The organism is Aquimarina atlantica, from assembly GCF_000626715.1.
GTDB classification, from domain to species: Bacteria; Bacteroidota; Bacteroidia; order Flavobacteriales; family Flavobacteriaceae; genus Aquimarina; species Aquimarina atlantica.
Map to the genome: position 1 here is coordinate 839,683 of NZ_AQRA01000001.1, position 16,424 is coordinate 856,106.

At 31.9% G+C, this 16,424-nt stretch carries 11 protein-coding genes; 5 read left to right on the forward strand and 6 right to left on the reverse strand.

The genetic code is table 11. The features are described 5' to 3' along the window. Positions 1-75 precede the first annotated feature (75 nt). Together ATO12_RS03765 and ATO12_RS03770 are read left to right on the forward strand one after the other, a co-directional pair. Positions 76-2,976 carry a sensor histidine kinase gene (locus ATO12_RS03765; protein ID WP_034238763.1) on the forward strand — a complete coding sequence of 967 codons (2,901 nt, stop codon included), beginning with the start codon at positions 76-78 and terminating at the stop codon, positions 2,974-2,976. A gap of 28 nt (positions 2,977-3,004) precedes the next feature. Next, positions 3,005-3,619 (forward strand): response regulator, encoded by a 615-nt coding sequence (locus ATO12_RS03770; RefSeq protein WP_034238766.1) that lies wholly within the window; start codon positions 3,005-3,007, stop codon positions 3,617-3,619. Between the two features lie 33 nt (positions 3,620-3,652). Here the strand turns inward: ATO12_RS03770 and ATO12_RS03775 are convergent, their stop codons facing one another. From ATO12_RS03775 to ATO12_RS03785, 3 genes are read right to left on the reverse strand one after another with little or no spacing between them, the layout of a single operon-like run. Beyond that, positions 3,653-4,951, reverse strand: a complete 1,299-nt coding sequence (locus tag ATO12_RS03775; protein WP_034238769.1) for a glycosyltransferase family 4 protein — start codon at positions 4,949-4,951, stop codon at positions 3,653-3,655. A gap of 5 nt (positions 4,952-4,956) precedes the next feature. Further along, positions 4,957-7,398 carry a YfhO family protein gene (locus tag ATO12_RS03780; protein WP_051575592.1) on the reverse strand — a complete coding sequence of 814 codons (2,442 nt, stop codon included), beginning with the start codon at positions 7,396-7,398 and terminating at the stop codon, positions 4,957-4,959. A 32-nt stretch (positions 7,399-7,430) separates the two neighbouring features. Beyond that, positions 7,431-7,700 carry a DUF4834 family protein gene (locus ATO12_RS03785; protein ID WP_025668024.1) on the reverse strand — a complete coding sequence of 90 codons (270 nt, stop codon included), beginning with the start codon at positions 7,698-7,700 and terminating at the stop codon, positions 7,431-7,433. Between the two features lie 61 nt (positions 7,701-7,761). Here ATO12_RS03785 and ATO12_RS25640 point away from each other — a divergent pair, with 61 nt between their 5' ends. Then, positions 7,762-9,471 carry a transporter gene (locus ATO12_RS25640; protein ID WP_051575593.1) on the forward strand — a complete coding sequence of 570 codons (1,710 nt, stop codon included), beginning with the start codon at positions 7,762-7,764 and terminating at the stop codon, positions 9,469-9,471. Positions 9,472-9,608: 137 nt separating this feature from the next. Continuing rightward, complete coding sequence (locus ATO12_RS03795; protein WP_034238773.1) at positions 9,609-10,727, forward strand: GNAT family N-acetyltransferase; 1,119 nt, start codon at positions 9,609-9,611, stop codon at positions 10,725-10,727. A gap of 498 nt (positions 10,728-11,225) precedes the next feature. On the opposite strand, the gene ATO12_RS03800 is transcribed toward ATO12_RS03795, so the two are convergent. From ATO12_RS03800 to ATO12_RS03810, 3 genes are all read right to left on the reverse strand, one after another. Beyond that, positions 11,226-12,485, reverse strand: a complete 1,260-nt coding sequence (locus tag ATO12_RS03800; protein WP_034238775.1) for an aminotransferase class I/II-fold pyridoxal phosphate-dependent enzyme — start codon at positions 12,483-12,485, stop codon at positions 11,226-11,228. Positions 12,486-12,755: 270 nt separating this feature from the next. Beyond that, positions 12,756-13,796 (reverse strand): PLP-dependent cysteine synthase family protein, encoded by a 1,041-nt coding sequence (locus ATO12_RS03805; protein ID WP_034238777.1) that lies wholly within the window; start codon positions 13,794-13,796, stop codon positions 12,756-12,758. Positions 13,797-13,882: 86 nt separating this feature from the next. After that, entirely contained in the window at positions 13,883-15,952 is a 2,070-nt protein-coding gene (locus tag ATO12_RS03810; RefSeq protein ID WP_034238780.1) for a S9 family peptidase, read from the reverse strand. A 136-nt stretch (positions 15,953-16,088) separates the two neighbouring features. On the opposite strand from ATO12_RS03810, the gene ATO12_RS03815 reads away from it, so the two are divergent. Further along, positions 16,089-16,412: a YbaB/EbfC family nucleoid-associated protein gene (locus ATO12_RS03815; protein ID WP_034238786.1), complete on the forward strand. Its 324-nt coding sequence runs from the start codon at positions 16,089-16,091 to the stop codon at positions 16,410-16,412. Positions 16,413-16,424: the final 12 nt, after the last annotated feature.

The window sequence follows — 16,424 nt, forward strand, 5'->3', positions numbered from 1 at the left end:
GCTAATAAAATATATCGACAATCAATAATACTATCTATTTTAGATTACTAATTTTGTAAAAACATAATCATATCTATGTCGAGATTTTTTATAATATGCTATACTCTTGTCCTAAATGGTGTGATTCTTAATGCACAATCTCAATTTTTCAAACATTTTACAACAGATAATGGCTTACCTCATGATATTACATATCAGATCATTCAAGATCAAGAAGGATTTATATGGATGGGTACAGATAATGGTTTAGTAAAATTTGATGGAAACCATTTTAAATCGTATAACTATAAAGAAGGATTAGACTCTTCATTTGTTATAGATATAATTGAAAACAGTTCTAATCAATCCTTTTATATAGCAACATGGGGAGCTGGAGTTTATCAATTAAAAAACGATAGTATTTATCATACTTCTGTTGGACAAAAAAAATTAACAAAGATTGATAAGGTACATTTACTCTCTAATAATTTATTATACGCAAACGTAAATAGATATAATTTTTCAATTTATGATTTTAACAAAAAACAAAATAAAAATTACTATCTGAAAAATAAAAACAAGGAAAGACAACAACTTTACTTAGATACAGTTTTTTCGAAAAATGGCTCTACAAACACCTCAATATTGTCTAACGAAAGTATTATAAACGATACTCTTTTTATACACTCTAGTTTCAGAAGAGATCGCATCACTAACAATGTTAAAGGTGTATATACACTAGACACCAAAACCTTGAGCGTTAATTCTATTTTTCATGAAGTAAAAAGTAAAAAAATCTATACTGTAACTAAAGCAGACAACACGTTTTTTTTAGGTGGACTAAACACTATTTACAAGTACAAAGATGATAGAATGGTCGATAGTATCGTATTTCCCACCAATATGCAAAGAACCATTATTGATATACAAGTAAAAGACTCTATTTTATATTGCATAGGTAAAAGTATAACAGATGTGAGCAGAGTTACTTTAAAATATGATTTAGAGTCCGAAAAACTTATTGATATATCAAAAGAGATTGGTATCAAAAGTATGGTTTCAGATAATTTAATAGATAAAAATGGTAATCTTTGGATTACCACATATGGAGAAGGAGTTTATATGTTTCCTAAGGATCCACCATTTTTTTTAGGAAGTAACACATTTATAAACCATGATCTAAAAGATATTGAAAAACTTGATAGTGCCTTATATGTTTTATCTACAAATCGATTATATAAAATCAAGGATAAACAAATTTTAAGCTCTATTAGTATTAATGAACATCGTGAAAAAATTCAGGTAAATAAAAAAGACCATAGCATTAACATATTTGGAGGTTATGAGGGTAAAAAATATAAAATTCAAGAAACACCAGTTAATGTCGTCGTCACTAAACAATTCGAATTACTAACTGAAGATGGTAACATTCTCATTTCCAATAAAAATGTTAACCATGGTGGTGAGTTAAATGCCTACAAAAATGGCAAAAAAATATACAGTATTAGCTTTAAAAGAGATTTGTTAAAAGAGGTTTATTTACATAAAGGTAAACTTTACATTATTCGGGATAATCAACCAGGTATAAGAATTTATAATGCCTATACAGGAACGCTAATTGAAACCTGGGATAAAACAACAGGGTTTCCTTTACAAAAAGTAACTAAAGTATTATTTCATAATCACAAAATGTGGATTGCTTCAAACAGAGGTTTATTTATCGTAGAAGGAAATAAGATTCAAAATAAATTTAGTGAGCAGGAAGGGCTCCTAAGTAACCATATTAATGATATCTATTTTGATCAGCATAATATATTATGGATCGCAACTCAAAGAGGTGTAAACATTTATAAAAATGATATTGTATACACCCTAGATAAGGATTCGGGGCAAAAATCTTCTTTTGTAACCGCAATTATGGAGTTAGATGATCATATATATATATCTGGTAATAAAGGTATGTTTATTAAAAAAAATATTTATCCTTTTAAAGTCAAATCTAACACAGATATTATCATTAAAAAAAAAGGAGCTAATTTTATTGTTAACCCAATAAATTACTTAAATCCCAATAGTACAAAAATACATTATAAAATAAATAAAGATTCCTGGAGGCATTTAAATACAGATACATTATTGTTACAACACTTAAGTCATGGTAATCACAAAATTCAATTTAAATATAAAGACGGATTAAGTGATTGGAAAATAGATTCGCCACAATCTTTTAGCATTTATCATCCATGGTACGAACGACCTTGGTTTATTACTTTTCTTGTCATTATAACTTCGGTCTTACTTCTCGTTATTATTAGCTTAAAATTAGAACAAAGTAAAGCAAAGAATTCTTTCCTAAAAGCTACATTGCACGAAAGAGAACTTTTGAAAAAAGAATTGACTAACGTTCATAAAAATATTGCTCAGGATTTTCATGATGAATTAGGAAACAAAATTGCTAGTATATCGGTGCTCTCTAATCTAATGAGTAAAAAAATGAAAGAGGATACTAAAGAATTTAAACAGATTAAAAAAATCAATAGAGATTCTAATTCTTTATACTCTGGAATGAGAGATTTTATCTGGTCCTTAGATCAAAACAGTAATGAGTTAGATCATGTTTTTTGTTATCTAAAAGACTTTGGAGAAGATCTGTTTTCTAATTCAGATATCACTTTTTATGTAGAAAATCTAGAGATGTCCAGGCAAATTTCGCTCCCTTACTATTGGAGTAAACAGCTCATTTTTATCTTTAAAGAAGCGATGACCAATTGTATAAAACATAGCAAAGCTACAGAAGTTGTACTTCATTTAAATATTAAGGATAACATATTGATAATATCACTACATGATAATGGAATTGGGTGCGCTATTGAATCCCTGAAACGAAAAAACGGATTAGTCAATATGGCTGAAAGAGCTAAAAAAATTAATTCGGTATTAGAAATTAAAAATGAAAATGGACTCAAAATATCCTTTACAGGGAAGTTAAATCCATAGTTTTATACTAATCCCTTAAAAATCAATAATGAATTCGAAAATAAAAATACTAATTATTGAAGATAATAGAGTTTTACTCGACTCTTATAAAGAGATTATCGATGAGACCAAAAACTTTTATACAATCGGTGCTTATGATAATTGTGAAGAAGCTATTTTAAACCTAAAAAACGATAACCCAGATATAGCGCTTATTGATATACAACTCCCTGGGATAAATGGGATTGAAGGATTAAAAAAAATGAAAGATATCAAACCTGATCTTTTATCTATAATTATTACGGTACACAACGATACAAAATATATTTTTGATGCTTTATGTGCAGGAGCTATTGGATATTTAACTAAAAATACCGAACCCGATGAGTTGATTACTGCTTTAGATGAAGCATATCGCGGAGGAGCCCCAATGAGTGCTTTAATTGCCCGAAAAGTGGTAGAATCTTTTGTTTCTCCTAAAGAAAAAGATTTGTCTGACAGAGAAAATAGTGTTTTACAACTACTTGCCAAAGGCAAAAGCTATGCCTCTATTGGCAAAGAGCTTAATGTCTCTATTAATACCATAAAAACTCATACTAGGAATATCTATGAAAAACTACAGGTAAATAGTAAAGAGGAAATTATAAAGAAGTATAACAATTAGTTATATAATAATTAAAATCAAGCAAGATCAAATCTATTCATCATCAACCATTGCTTTTATCGTATTTGTCATTGCTCTGGTTAACTCCTTTCTACTATACTTTCCTATTCCGATAACATGAGATGCTAATGTTCCTTCTTGAAACTGAACAAAATATTCAAGTATTTGTGCTTTTATTCTATCATATTCTTGGTACTCAAAAAAAATACCCGAATTTGTTTCAAAAATAAGCCTGGACACATCTGCCCCTTTAGGGCCAACTGCAATAGTAGGTCTTGTAGATACCATATATTCAAACAATTTACCCGGTATTATACATCGGGTATCTTTACTATCGATTTCAATCAATAGTAAAACCTGTGAACTTCTTTGAATTTGGATAGCTTCTGTATGTGGTACATATCCTTTTAACACCAAGAAATCAGACAGTCCTGCTTCTTCTATAGAGGATAATACATCATTACTAACGGCTCCTACTAATTGTAATCGAAATGCTGATGAAAATGCTTTATTTTCCTCAGTTAAATCATATAAGGCTTTCCAAAGATTCTTTGGGTTTCTGCCAGACAATAACGATCCTATATGCGAAATAGTAAATGTAGTATCCAAAACGGTTTCAGGAATCGATTCTTTATCATAGCCATTAGTAATTACAGAAATTGGAGTTTCAGCAGCAATAGCTCTAAATTCCTTTTCTGTCGTAAAACTGGTAACAACAATATGATCTGCGGTATTCAATACCTCTTTTTCCATAGATATATGCTTTTGCATAGATCGCTTTGTAAGTTTCAGCTTGTCATGATATCCAATAGTAGTCCAGGGATCTCTAAAATCAGCAAGCCATTTTACTCCTGTATGTTTTTTCAACTCCTTCCCTATCAAATGTATACTGTGAGGTGGACCTGTAGTAATTACGACATTAATTTTATGTTCTGAAACATATTTCTGTAAATAGGTAATCGAAGGTTTTACCCAGAACTTACGGGCATCGGGAATAAAAAAATTACCACGTATATACAATAGCAATCGCTGTATAAAAGATTGCTTTGCTGCACCAGCAATAATACCTTTACTTATTGTTTTGGTTTCTTTTTTAGAAAAAAGCTGTGCAAAACGATAAGGTTCGAAAATAGGTTGTTTTAGTACTTCTATTCCTTCAGGAATTTCAGATAATAAAGAAATATCTTCTAAAGGATATGTAGGGTTCTTAGGTGCATATACTATTGGTTCTATATCAAAATCTCTAAAATACTTAACAAACTTAAGCCATCGCTGTACTCCAGGACCTCCTGCAGGTGGCCAATAATATGTAACGATCAGAACCTTCACGATATACCTTACTTATCTTCTTTGGTTAAAGATAGCAAACTCCCCGTTTTCTTATATTGAAAATACAATCCGCCTAGTATCAATAAAACAAAAAGAATAGAACTTGTAAGTGTAATAGTACTTCCTGTTTTTACAACCTGAGGTTCGAATTTAAATTCTATCGAGTGTTTTCCTGCCGGTACTTTTAGACCTCTTAACATATAGTCTACCGGATAAATAGGTGTAGTTTCCCCATCAATATATGCATTCCAACCATCCTTATAATATGTTTCAGAAAAGACAATAAAACCTGGATTAGCTGCATAAACATTATAAGCCAGATGATTAGGCTGAGTCTTAGAAATTGACACCGTAGAAATACTATCTTTTTTAGGAATAAAGCCTTCTAAATCTGCTTGATACTCTTTTCTAATAACCGCCGTCTTTTTGGTATCTATAGTATTTAAGGATTCAAATTCCTTTTTATAATTGTCTACAAATTTTAGTTCTTCGACAAACCAGGCCGCTCCATTACTTGAAGGGTTTTGCTGAACGTCTAATTGTCCTTCTTTGTTTTGTTGAATTACATATTTTACGTTAAGCATATTAATTACTTCCAGATTACCTTTGGCAATATGGCCAAAATAAAGATCTTCCATTTTTCTGGGACGTACCGCAGTATACCCATTAACAGAATTAAAGAAGTAATTCGTATGTGAATTATTAAAACCTCTAGCCTGGTCTAATACTCTAAAATAAGATTCGTCTTTTAGAATTTCTTTATCGACCGCTGTTGGTTGAAAGTAATTTCTGTATTCTCTCTTAGAGATAAAACCGTCATTATCGACACTACGCCTATCTACAGTAACCAAATCTATTAGAATTAGCACTCCTAATGCAATAAGGGTAATATTTTCTGAAAACTTTTTCTTTAAACTAAACCAAAGGACACCTCCCATTAAAATTATAAACAAAAGCGAACGCAAACTATCACTTTTCATGATTGCAATTCGATCTTCTTTGATAGCATCAAAAATAGCGGGTTGCTCAATTCCTAATCGAACTTCTGAAGAGGACTTGAAACTAAATAAGCTTCCTCCAAACAGCCAAAAAAGCAAACACAATCCTCCAAAAACTCCTAGCGAAATTAAAAATTTCTTTTGTCTTTCTTCAATAGATAGTTTATCATTAAAGAATCGATGCAATCCAAAAACAGCAGCAATAGGTATTAGTAATTCTAAGATAACCTGAATACTTGATACTGCTCTAAACTTATTATAAAAAGGTACATAATCAATAAAAAATCGTGTTAGAAATTCTAAATTCTTACCCCAACTTAATGCGAGTGATAATATCATTCCTGCCAGCAGCCACCAGCGAAGCCTTCCTTTAACCAACAACAATCCTAAAAGAGCTAAAAACACTACTGTTATTCCTAAATACGGAGGAGCTTCTACAAAAGGTTGTTCTCCCCAATATAGCCCTGTAACTTTAGCATAATAATTAACTTGCTCTCTTGGTTGTCCTAATTCAATCAATTTTTGATAAAAAGCAGAATCTGTACCCAAATCAGAAGCTCTACCTAATCCCATTAATTTGGGAACAAAAAGGTTTAGTGATTCTAATTTACCGTAACTGTATTCTGTAATATATTCATAATCTAATCCATTCTTTTCTGAAGAAGTTGCTGTAGTTTCTGCTAATAAGTTTTTACCTCTAATACTAGTATCAACATATTCTGATGTAGATAATAAAGTTGTTGCATTTGTCGCCAATCCTAATAGCACAGCTAGTACCAATGTACCTACAGATTTAAAAAAATGTGGAATTTCTTTTTTTCGTATAGCATCAACAAAATAAGCTACTCCCATAACTATAGTAAGTAATCCCAGGTAATAGGTCATCTGATAATGATTGGCTTGTATTTCTAAACCCATAGCCAATGCTGTCAATAAAAATCCCCAAACATATCTTTTCTGAAAAACCATTATAATTCCTGAAAGAACTAACGGAAAGTATGCAATTGCATGTGCTTTAGAATTATGCCCTACTCCTATTATAATAATCAAATACGTAGAAAACCCAAAGGCTAATGCTCCTAAAATTGCAATTTTCCATGGGATACGCATTACAAGCATCAGGATATAAAAGCAAAGCAAATAAAGAAAAAGATAATCTGCTGGTCTGGGTAAAAAACGAATCAAGCGATCCAATTTATCCATATAATCATGTGGAAATCTTGCTCCTAATTGATAAGTGGGCATTCCTCCGAAAGCAGAATTATTCCAATAGGTTTCTTTACCGGTATTAGTTCGATAATCGTTTTGTTGTTTTGCCACACTCTGGTATAGCTTTATATCACTCTGATAAAGCATTTTCCCACTTAATACTGGGTTAAAATAAGCTAATGAGACTATTACAAAACCTAAAACGACAAGAATATGAGGTAAAAATCTTTTAATTAAAGACATGATGTGTGTGAGTTTACTAATAAAGAGCCAAATTAATCAATTTCCTCATAATCGATATATTCTCCTACATCTTTATTAGAATAATTTTGTTTCGATTTTTTTTCAATAGTTACCTCACCTTCTGTAGACTGCCGGGGTTGTTGATATTGATCAAATTGCTGTTTAAATTTCTCTCCTGCTTTCTTTGTAACATATCTAAGCAATAGAGGACCAAATAACCGCGTTATTATCTTTAGTCCATAATATACTAAGATTATAATGAGAATTATCTTTAATACCCCTTGTAGTGATGCTTCCTGCATAACATTTTTTTTCAAAAATAATGAACTCTGTATACAATTACATGTAGACAGTCCTAAAAAAATGATAAAATCTGCTATATTTGAACCAAATCTATTGAGTATGTACCCTAAGTCTATTCTGTTATTAATTATCACATTTCTATGTACCCTAACGGTTTCTGCACAATATACCGAGAAGATCAATACCAATAGACCCGGTACATCACAGGGTGCTTTCTCGGTGGGTAATAATGTTTTACAATTAGAAGGTGGTTTTGGCTTTGGAAAAGAAAAACATAAACTTCTTAATACAAAGACAAATGTTTTTAAGTTAGATTATTCTGTACGATATGGCCTATTAATAGAACAATTAGAACTTAGACTAAATGGTACATTTAGAGCCGATGGGGTAAAACAAACTATTGGAGGTAATGAAGAAAAAATAAAGAGAAGTAACTTTGAGGTAAATACGATTGGTGCAAAATATTTAATTTACGATCCATATAAGAGACCAAAAAAAGATTCTACTAATTATGATGAATTAAAAAGCTGGAAAGAGCGTTACAGGTTTAAGTGGAAAAGCTTAATTCCTGCGGTTTCTGCTTATGTAGGAGCCAATTTTGTATCAAAAGACAACCCTTTTACTGCACCTAATGATGATACCTTTAGCCCAAAGATTGTTTTAATGACCCAGAATAACTGGACCACCAGTATGAACGGAAACTGGGTATTGGTGACTAATTTAATTGTCGATAAAGTAACAACAGATGATCCGATTATCGGTTGGATCATTACTTCTACTCATACAATAAATGAAAAATGGGCTGCTTTTGGAGAATACCAAGGGCAAAAAAGTGATTTTTATAGCGATAATATTCTTAGACTAGGGGGAGCATATCTCTACAATAAAGATTTACAACTGGATGCAAACATTGCTTTTAATTTTAAGGATACTCCTTCTATTTTTACCTTTAGTTTTGGAGCATCCTATCGATTTGATTGGCATACCAAAGATGAGATCATCGAGCAACCTGGATTAGAAGGTGGTATTAAAGAAGGAGAGAAAAAAGAAAATGAGAATGAAGGAGAGAACGAAGAAGAAGAACAAGATGGATTTGATGAACTCGAAGAAGGTGAAGAAATAGAAAACGATAGTCTTAAATTGAGAAAAACTCCGTTTGTTAATGATTTTGAAGACGACGGTTTCAGAGAAGCAATCGAAAACGACCTTGATCAAAGACGAACAGAAGAGCGATTAGAACGTGAGCGTATTGAAAATGAGAAAATAGCTAAAAAAGAAGATAAGAAATTTAGAAAAGAAGAAGCCAGACGTCTAAAACGTGAGGCAAAAGAAGCCAGAAAAGCTGAAAAAGCTGAAATCCAGGCAGAGAAAGAAAAGCAAAAAATGATCGATGATATTGATGCCGAATTAGATAAAATGGAGAAAGAACAAGGTGTAGATCAAGAGTTGCAAGATATAGATAAAGAGCTTCAGGAACTCGAAAAAATGGAAAAAGAGTTAGATTCTGATACTCAAGACAAGGAAGAGAAAAAAGAAGAAGAAAAGCAAAAAGAAGAGGAAGATGTAGATGCTGAATATGAAAAGTATCAAAAGGAGCAAGAAAAAGCCAAAAAAGAAGAAGAAAAAAGAAGAAGAAAAGAGGAAAAAAGACGTCAAAAAGAAGAGAAGAAAAGAAAAAAAGAAGAACAAAAGCGTAAAAACAAAGAAGAAAAGGATAATAAAACCGATGATTCGGATCTAGATAAAGAATTAGAAAAAATAGATCAGTAATTAGTATAAAAAGCAGGAATAAAACTCTTTAAAGCACCCAAATAAAGAATCTAATGCAATAATTACTAAAATGATCTGTATGCAATCATAATATTTAATAAAAGGATTATATATTTGTGATGAATTAGAGATGATATATGATTACGATTAAAGAAATTACTTCAAAAGGAGATTTAACAACGTTTGTTAAATTTCCTTTTGAATTATATAAAGATTCCCCATACTATGTGCCTTCTATTATCAAAGAAGAAGTAGATGTGATGAATCCAAAGAAAAATCCTGTTTTTAGAAACTCTGATGCAAAATATTTCTTAGCTTACAAAGGCGATACTATAGTAGGGAGAATCGCAGCAATTATAAATTGGATCGAAGTAAACGAACAAAAAAAACCAAAAGTACGCTTTGGATGGTTTGATGTGATTGATGATATTGAAGTAACTAAAGCATTGTTAGAAAAAGTTTCAGAATATGGTACTCAACATGGTTTAGAATATATGGAAGGCCCTGTAGGTTTTTCGAATATGGATAAAGCAGGAATTCTAATTAAAGGATTCGAAGAGTTAAATACCATGATTACCTGGTATAATTACCCTTACTATTCAAAACATATGGAGCAACTTAATTTTGAACCAGCTGCTACATGGGTAGAATACAAAATAAGAGTTCCGAAAAAGACAAAAGAAAAGGTCATAAAATTTGCTGAGGTAATTAAAGAACGCTATCAGCTTAAGCTTCTTAAGTTCAAAAAAAGTAAAGAAATACTTCAGTATGCTGATGACATGTTTGATCTGTTAAACAAAACCTATAGCAGCTTACAAACTTTTGTTCCTATACAGCAGTACCAGATAGATATGTATAAGAAAAAATACTTACCCTATCTAAATCCCGAGTATATTACCTGCATTGCTGATAAAACAGGAAAGCTTATAGCATTCTCGATCGTAATGCCTTCATTTTCTAAGGCTTTGAAAAAAATGAATGGTAAAGTATACCCGCTAAGATTTTTACATATTCTAAAAGCACAGCGCAGAAATGATACAGCGGCTTTTTATCTTATAGGAGTTGATCCAGAATACCAAAATAAAGGAGTGACTGCACTTATCTTTAAAGAAATGAATGAAGCTTTTCTTCGTAATGGGATCGAAGTTGTAGAAACGAATCCCGAACTTGAAGAAAATAAAGCAATCCAAGCCCTCTGGAATGGTTATGAGCATGAACAACATAAGATGAGACGAACGTTTAGAAAAAACATTTAATCCCCAGCTTATTTTTATCTACATATTGATGTGTTAGGATTGTTGTTGTCTTAATTTTATATTTAAGGTTATTAATATATCGTTAAACAACCTACAGTTTACATTTTCCTTTTAAGTTTTGTCTATTTTTATAAAAAACCAACATTTCTATTTGTGTAAGTAGATACAAAATTTTGACATAAAGTCTGAGTGTCTTTAAAAAAATCAGAATTTTCAAATTCTTAAAACCTTATTAATCATGTTAAAAAACATTTTGAATGTAAACGGAGTAAAAAGGCTAAAAAAACAAGAACAGACAACTATTATAGGAAGTTATCGAGGTCCGGATATCTGTCTACTCCTAAATTGTGCTGAAAGGCTTGACGGAAAATGTCGTTGTGAAAATGGAAAGTGTGTATTTGACAGACATTATTGTAAATAAATATAATGATCTCCAAAAAATAAAAAAATCCGCTAATTATTCTTAGCGGATTTTTTATATATTATTATGTAAGCAACTTATTCACCCATTGCTGCAGCAACAGCAGCAGACATACGTTTATAAGTTCCGTTTTCTAATCGTTCTCGTATAGCAGAAAATGCATTAAGTGTTTCTTCTATATCCTCTAAAGTATGAGAGGCTGTAGGAATTAACCTCAATAGTATCAATCCTTTTGGTATAACCGGATATACTACAATAGAGCAGAAAATTCCATAATTTTCTCTAAGATCTTTTACCAGAGCCATAGCTTCAGGAATACTTCCTTTTAGATACACTGGTGTTACACAACTTTGTGTAGTTCCTAAATCAAAGCCTCTTTCTCTAAGTCCATTCTGCAAATTATTTACATTCTGCCATAGCTTAGCTTTTAGTTCGGGCATTGTTCTAAGCATATCTAAACGCTTAAGGGCTCCTACTACCAATTGCATTTGTAATGATTTTGCAAACATTTGAGAACGCAAATTATATTTTAAATAATCTATAATCTCTTGATCTGCTGCAATAAATGCTCCTGTACTCGCCATAGATTTAGCAAAAGTAGCAAAGTATACATCGATTTGATCCTGAACGCCTTGCTCCTCACCTGTTCCTGCTCCTGTTGCTCCTAATGTACCAAATCCATGTGCATCATCAACAAACAATCTAAAGTTGTACTTTTCTTTTAAAGCTACAATTTCTTTTAATCTTCCTTGCTCTCCTCGCATTCCAAAAACACCTTCAGAAATCAGTAAAATCCCTCCTCCTGTCTTTTGTGCCATTTTGGTAGCTCTCATCAAGTTCTTATCAATACTTTCTATATCATTATGTCGATACGTATATCGCTGTCCTTGATGTAATCGTACTCCATCAATAATACAAGCATGTGCATCTACATCGTATACAATAATATCATCTTTACTTACGAGTGCATCAATTGTAGAAACCATTCCCTGGTATCCAAAATTTAATAAATATGCTGCTTCTTTATCGACAAACTCTGCTAATTCATCTTGTAATTGTTCATGAAGATCTGTATGACCACTCATCATCCTGGCTCCCATGGGATATGCAGATCCGTAAGTTGCTGCTGCCTCTGCATCTACCTTACGAACTTCTTCTTTATTTGCTAATCCCAAATAGTCATTGATACTCCAGGTAATTACTTCTCTCCCTTGAAACCTCATTCTATTTGATATAGGCCCTTCTAGTTTAGGAAAAACAAAATATCCTTCTGCCTGATCCGCCCACTTTCCTAATGGTCCTTTGTCTTTATAAATCTTATCAAATAAATCTCTCATTTATCAAAAAATTGTTTCTTATAAGTGTGCGAAAATACGGAAAATTGATTTGATGACATAATTATATTCAATTTCACTTTTATAAAGTGCTATTTTAACACTTTACAAAATCTACTACACAATGAACCATAAGTATTTTAATGATTTCATGTAATTTAATAAATAAAATTGATATCAACAATCAAACAAATAAGAACGGTATTGTGAAAATTATATCAAAAAAAACATCCCGATATTTTCGGGATGTTTATCATTCTAGTTTATATTTTTTTATTTAATGAACTGCACTTTTGTTGCATCAATTTCATTTTTGCTATCAAAGAATCCTTGTTCTGTCATCCAATCATCACTAAATACTTTACTCATATATCGTGATCCATGATCAGGAAGAATAATAATAACATTACTATTTTCATCAAATTCACCTTGCTCTGCAAGTTGTTTTACTCCCTGTATAGCTGCTCCACTTGTGTATCCCAAAAACAGGCCTTCTTTTTTCACTAATTCTCTAGCAGTATGCGCACTATCCTCATCACTAACCTTTTCAAACTTATCAATAACATCAAAATCTGTTGCGGTAGGGATTAGGTTTTTACCCAGACCTTCAATTCTATAAGGATATATTTCTTCCTCATCAAATTCTCTGGTTTCGTGATATTTCTTTATAACCGATCCGTAGGCATCGACTCCCAATACACGTACATTACTATTTTTTTCTTTCAAAAACCTTGCAGTACCAGAAATAGTTCCTCCAGTTCCGCAACATGCTATAAAATGTGTGAGCTTACCATTAGTTTGCTCCCAAATTTCTGGTCCTGTAGAATTATAATGGGCGTCAATATTTAATTCGTTAAAATATTGATTTATATATACAGATCCTTTTATTTCTTCATGAAGTCTTTTTGCCACCTGATAATAAGATCTTGGATCATCTGCACTTACATGGGCAGGGCATACATACACCTTTGCTCCCATATTCTTAAGCATTGCTATCTTATCCTTAGAGGATTTAGAACTAACAGCAAGAATGCAATCGTAGCCTTTGATCACGCTAACCATCGCTAAACTAAAGCCTGTATTACCACTTGTTGTTTCAATAATGGTATCACCAGGTTTAAGAATACCTTTTCTTTCTGCTTCTTCTATAATGTAAAGTGCAATTCTATCTTTGGTGGAGTGTCCCGGGTTAAAAGATTCTACTTTTGCGTAGTAATTTCCCGGAAAGTCGTTCATAATTCTGTTTAGTTTTATAAGCGGGGTATCGCCAATAAGCTCTAAAACATTATTATAAGCCCTAATTTCTTCTCTCATATAATTGTGTTTTACAGATTTGTGGAATAAAATGGGGGTCCACTAACTGTTACAAAAACGGTACGAAGTTACATTATTTTTTTTAATTACTCTTGGATACCTTCTAAATCTAACAAAAAGGCATATTCTTCTGCCACTTCTTTAAGTGCTTCAAATCTTCCTGAGGCTCCTCCATGTCCGGCTTCCATATTTGTATGTAATAGTAATAAATTCTTATCTGTCTTTAACTCTCTTAATTTTGCTACCCATTTTGCTGGTTCCCAATATTGCACCTGAGAATCATGTAAACCTGTATTTACTAACATATTAGGATATTCCTGAGCTACAACATTATCATAAGGAGAATATGATTTCATATATGTATAATATTCTTCTTCATTAGGATTACCCCATTCATCGTATTCTCCTGTAGTTAAAGGAATACTATCATCAAGCATTGTACTTACAACATCTACAAAAGGTACAGATGCTACTACCCCATTATATAGTTCTGGAGCCATATTTACTATTGCTCCCATTAATAATCCTCCTGCAGAACCTCCCATTGCATATAAATGATTAGCAGAAGTATATCCTTGTGCTATTAAAGACTTTGAACAATCGATAAAATCTGTAAACGTATTTTTCTTTTTAAGAAGTTTTCCATCTTCATACCAGGATCGTCCCAGGTACTCACTTCCTCTTATGTGGGCAATTGCGTAAATAAATCCTCTATCCAGTAAACTTAATCTAGCCGTAGAAAAATAAGGATCTATGGTTGATCCATAAGAACCATAACCATATTGTAATAATGGGTTACTTCTATCCTTTTGTAATCCTCTTTTATATATTAAAGAAATAGGAATCCTAGTTCCATCCCCGGCTGTTGCCCATACTCTTTCTGAAATATAATCACTTTTATCAAATTTACCGCCAAGGACTTCTTGTTCTTTCTTTACTTCTTTCTCCTTAGATTCCATATCAAAATCAATTACCGAATTAGGAGTAGTAAGAGAATTATATGAATATCTTAGGCTTTTGGTATCAAAATCAGGGTTTGTACTTACATAAGCGGTATAGGTTTCATTATCAAAAGGAAGGTAATAATTAGCAGTACCGTCCCATCTTTTGATATTAATCTTGTTTAAACCATTATTACGCTCACTAATAACTAAATACTCTTTAAAAATCTCTACATCTTCTAGTAAAACATCTTTTCGGTGCGGTATGACATCTCTCCAGTTTTCTTTAGCAGTATTATCCTCAGGTACCTTCATTAGCTTAAAATTAGTAGCTTCATCTGCATTGGTTAACACATAGAAATGATCATCATAATGTGCTATTCCATACTCTACTCCTCTTATTCTTGGCTGAAAAATTTTAAATTCCCCTGTAGGATCATCGGCTCTTAAAATTCTATATTCTGAAGTTAGCGTACTACTTGATCCTATTACGAGGTATTTTTTAGATTTGGTTTTATAAACAAATGTAGAAAAGGTGTCATCTTTTTCATTATAAATCTCTACATCATCTGATACTGAGGTCCCCAGAACATGCCTGTAAATCTTATTAGATCGTAATGTTTCATTATCTTTTTTGGTATAAAATAAAGTTTTACTATCTGTAGCCCAGGTACTACCACCGGTTGTTGTTTCTATAGTTTCTGGATATATTTCCCCAGTTACAAGATTTTTTATGCGTATGGTATATTTACGCCTACTTACTGTATCTACACCAAATGCAGCAAGCTTATTATCAGGGCTGATACTAAGCCCGGATAATCTATAATAACTATGCCCTTCGGCTTCTTTATTACAATCAAAGAGAATTTCTTCTTCTGCATCAAGGCTTTCTTTTTTTCTGGAGTATATTGGGTAATCTTTTCCTTTTTCAAAACGAGTTAAATACCAATATCCGTTTAATTTATACGGAACCGAAGAATCATCCTCTTTGATACGGCTTTTCATTTCTTCAAAAAGATGTTCGCGAAACTTCTTTGTATGAGCAGTCATCTTATCATTATAGGCATTCTCTCGCTCTAAATAATCAATTACTTCCTGGTTTTCACGATCATTTAGCCAAAAATAGTTATCAACACGTACATCATCATGTTTTTCTAGATTTGTTGGTTTTTTAGCTACTACAGGAGGTTGAACTTTAGAATCCAATGTCGTCATGGTATTTTATTTACAAGAAGTTGCGAAAATAAGAGATAATAAGAATATAATGAATGAAGTTTTCATAATAATCTTGTTAGTTTATTAACAGCCAAAGTACTAATTTTGTATTTATAAACTTTAAAAACACGTACACATGTTTGGAGATATGATGGGGATGATGGGTAAATTAAAGGAAACCCAGAAAAAAGTAGAGGAAACTAAAGAAAGATTAAATACCGTTTTGGTAGATGAAGAAAGTTCTGATGGTTTACTTAAAATTACGCTCACCGCAAATCGAGAAGTTAAAAAAATTGCTATATCTGATCAACTATTAGAAGATAAGGAACAGCTAGAGGATTATTTAATTTTAACTTTAAATAAGGCTATCGAAAAAGCAACACAGGTTAATGAAACAGAATTGGCTGCAGTTGCTAAAGAAGGTATGCCAAATATCCCCGGGATGGATTTATTTAAATAGTCTTGTCACTAA

Excerpts from the sequence above, each read along its gene's own strand:
- ATO12_RS03765 (WP_034238763.1), top strand. The coding sequence starts at position 76 with ATGTCGAGATTTTTTATAATATGCTATACTCTTGTCCTAAATGGTGTG.
- ATO12_RS03770 (WP_034238766.1), top strand. The coding sequence starts at position 3,005 with ATGAATTCGAAAATAAAAATACTAATTATTGAAGATAATAGAGTTTTA.
- ATO12_RS03780 (WP_051575592.1), bottom strand. The coding sequence starts at position 7,398 with ATGTCTTTAATTAAAAGATTTTTACCTCATATTCTTGTCGTTTTAGGT.
- ATO12_RS03785 (WP_025668024.1), bottom strand. The coding sequence starts at position 7,700 with ATGCAGGAAGCATCACTACAAGGGGTATTAAAGATAATTCTCATTATA.
- ATO12_RS25640 (WP_051575593.1), top strand. The coding sequence starts at position 7,762 with ATGATAAAATCTGCTATATTTGAACCAAATCTATTGAGTATGTACCCT.
- ATO12_RS03795 (WP_034238773.1), top strand. The coding sequence starts at position 9,609 with ATGATTACGATTAAAGAAATTACTTCAAAAGGAGATTTAACAACGTTT.
- ATO12_RS03800 (WP_034238775.1), bottom strand. The coding sequence starts at position 12,485 with ATGAGAGATTTATTTGATAAGATTTATAAAGACAAAGGACCATTAGGA.
- ATO12_RS03805 (WP_034238777.1), bottom strand. The coding sequence starts at position 13,796 with ATGAGAGAAGAAATTAGGGCTTATAATAATGTTTTAGAGCTTATTGGC.
- ATO12_RS03810 (WP_034238780.1), bottom strand. The coding sequence starts at position 15,952 with ATGACGACATTGGATTCTAAAGTTCAACCTCCTGTAGTAGCTAAAAAA.
- ATO12_RS03815 (WP_034238786.1), top strand. The coding sequence starts at position 16,089 with ATGTTTGGAGATATGATGGGGATGATGGGTAAATTAAAGGAAACCCAG.